Annotated in this window: 2 protein-coding genes; one reads left to right on the top strand and one right to left on the bottom strand. The window is 68.4% G+C overall.

Annotation, left to right across the window (positions count from 1 at the left end; all coding sequences use genetic code 11):
* Positions 1–1655, bottom strand: a 1655-nt coding sequence (locus AACZ35_RS13915) for a diguanylate cyclase (protein ID WP_339830307.1), incomplete at its 3' end; no start/stop codon positions are given.
* Between the two features lie 148 nt (positions 1656–1803).
* Here AACZ35_RS13915 and AACZ35_RS13920 point away from each other — a divergent pair.
* A partial coding sequence (locus AACZ35_RS13920) for a UPF0149 family protein (protein WP_339830310.1) occupies positions 1804–2310 on the top strand: 507 nt, incomplete at its 3' end.

The raw sequence follows: 2310 nt of genomic DNA on the forward strand, positions 1-2310 counted from the left end.
AGGGTTTGCAGTGCCTCGTTGAGCACCCAGTCGCCGATCTGCAGGATCAGGCCCGATTCTTCCGCCAGCGGCACGAAGATCGTGGGCGGGATTTCGCCCAGCTCGGCGCTGTGCCAGCGCAGCAAGGCTTCGACGCCGGTGATGCGGCCGTCGGCCAGGGCCATGCGCGGCTGGTACACCAGCCGGAATTCGCCGCGGTCGAGCGCCTTGCGCAGCGACGCCAGCACGGTGGCGCGCCGGCGCGATTCGGCGTCCATGGTTTCGTTGTAGATCTGGTAGGTGTTCCGGCCCTCGGCCTTGGCCTGGTACATGGCCGTGTCGGCGAACTTGAGCAGGTCGGTCGGCACCAGCGCGTGGTCCGGGTAGAGGCTGATGCCCAGCGACGGCGTGATCGAGACGTCGTGGCGTTCGTCCACTTCCAGCGGCATGGTGAAGGCGGTGAGGATCTCGCGCGCCATGCGTTCGACGGCCGGGAAGGATTCGACGTCTTCCAGCACCACGGTGAATTCATCGCCGCCCAGGCGTGCGACGGTGTCCGAGGCGCCGACCGTGGCCTGCAGGCGCGTGGCCGCGGCCTTGAGCAGGCGGTCGCCGGCGGCGTGGCCGAGCGAGTCGTTGATGTCCTTGAAGCGGTCGAGGTCGAGGAACAGCACCGCCACCCGGGTTTCCTGCCGGCGCGCCCGCACGATGGCGCGGCCCAGGCGTTCGGACAGCAGGGCGCGGTTGGGCAGGCCGGTGAGGGTGTCGTAGTTGGCCAGGTAGCGCAGTTCCTGCTCGGCGCGCTTCTTGTCGGTGATGTCGTTCACCACCGCCACGAAATGGCTGCGCAGGCCCAGGGCGTCGCGCACCTCGCTCATTTCGATCCAGCCCAGGAATTCTTCGCCGTCCTTGCGCCGTTGCCACATTTCGCCGGCCCAGTGGCCGGTGCGCTCGAGCACGTCGCGCACGCGCCGGTAGAACTCGGCGCTGTGCTGGCTGGAATCGAGCAGGCGGCTGTTCTGGCCGATGACTTCTTCTTCGCTGTAGCCGGTGATGCGCGAGAAGGCGGGATTCACCGAGATGAAGCGGAAGTCGAGGTCGATCACCGCCACGGCTTCGCTCATGCTGCGCAGCACTTCCAGGGCGACGCGGCGTTCGCGCTCGGCCCGGCGGATGGCGGTGATGTCGCGGGCGGTGCCGGCCATGCGCAGCGGGCTGCCGGCGCTGTCGCGTTCAACCACCTTGCCGCGCGAACGCACCCACACCCATTCGCCGCGGGCGTTGCGGATGCGGTGTTCGGACTCGAAGACGTCGGTGTGGCCGACGATGTGTTCCTGCAGCAGCTTCTGCACCCGCGGCAGGTCTTCGGGGTGGATGGACTGGGTGCGCCAGTCGTCGGTGCTCATCTGGTCGCGGCTGCCGTGGCCCAGCAGCTGGTTGGCGCCGAGGCGGTAGAGGCTGTTCTCGCGGATGTTCCAGTCCCAGAACTCGTCGCCCGAGCCCCACAGGGCCAGGTTCAGGCGCTCTTCGCGTTCGTGGATTTCACCGAGCAGGGAGGTTTCCTGGCGCCGGCGGTGGCTCCAGACCCGCCACAGCAGCCAGCACAGGAACAGGGCGATCGCCAGCAGCACCCACTGCACGATGCCTCCCAGGACCAGGCCGCTGGCTTGGGCCACTACCGCCCCATTTGCGTTCAGCGCCATTCCGACCCGTGGTCCCCTGGGACTTCCCCGTTATCTTCCGAGTGTAGGGTGGCGCTAACAGGCCCACAAGCGGCGCGGCCGCCCTTGCTAGAATGCCGGCACCCCCGACCAGGCCGATTCGATGACCCAAGCCCAGCTCCCGACGCATGCCCTCGTGGCCGCCGAACTGGAGGCCCTGGAGGCCTCGCTGGACGCTTCCGAGCTGCATGGGTCGCTGTGTGGCTACCTGTCCGGCGGCGGTTCGCACGACCGCAAGGGCTGGTTCGCGGCGGTGATGGCCGACCCGCTGCTGTCGCCGGCCGAGCCCGACAGTGCGCTTGACCTTCTGTACCTGGCCAGCGCCGCCCAGCTTGAATCCCCGGATTTCGGCTTCGAACTGCTGCTGCCCGCCGAAGACCGGCCGGTCAACGAACGTGGCGACGGCCTGCTGGCCTGGTGCCGCGGCTTCCTGGGCGGATTCGGGCTGGCCGCGGGCGCCAAGCCGCCGCTTTCCGAAGATTCCGAAGAAGCCCTGGCCGACATGGCCCGCATCGCCGCCAGCGACCTGAGCTACGAAGAGCCGGAAGCCGACGCCGAAGCGCTGGAAGAAGTGGCCGAATTCATACGCGTCGCCGCGCTGTTGCTGCAC

Origin of the sequence: uncultured Arenimonas sp. (assembly GCF_963976025.1) — a bacterium.
Lineage (GTDB): Bacteria > Pseudomonadota > Gammaproteobacteria > Xanthomonadales > Xanthomonadaceae > Arenimonas.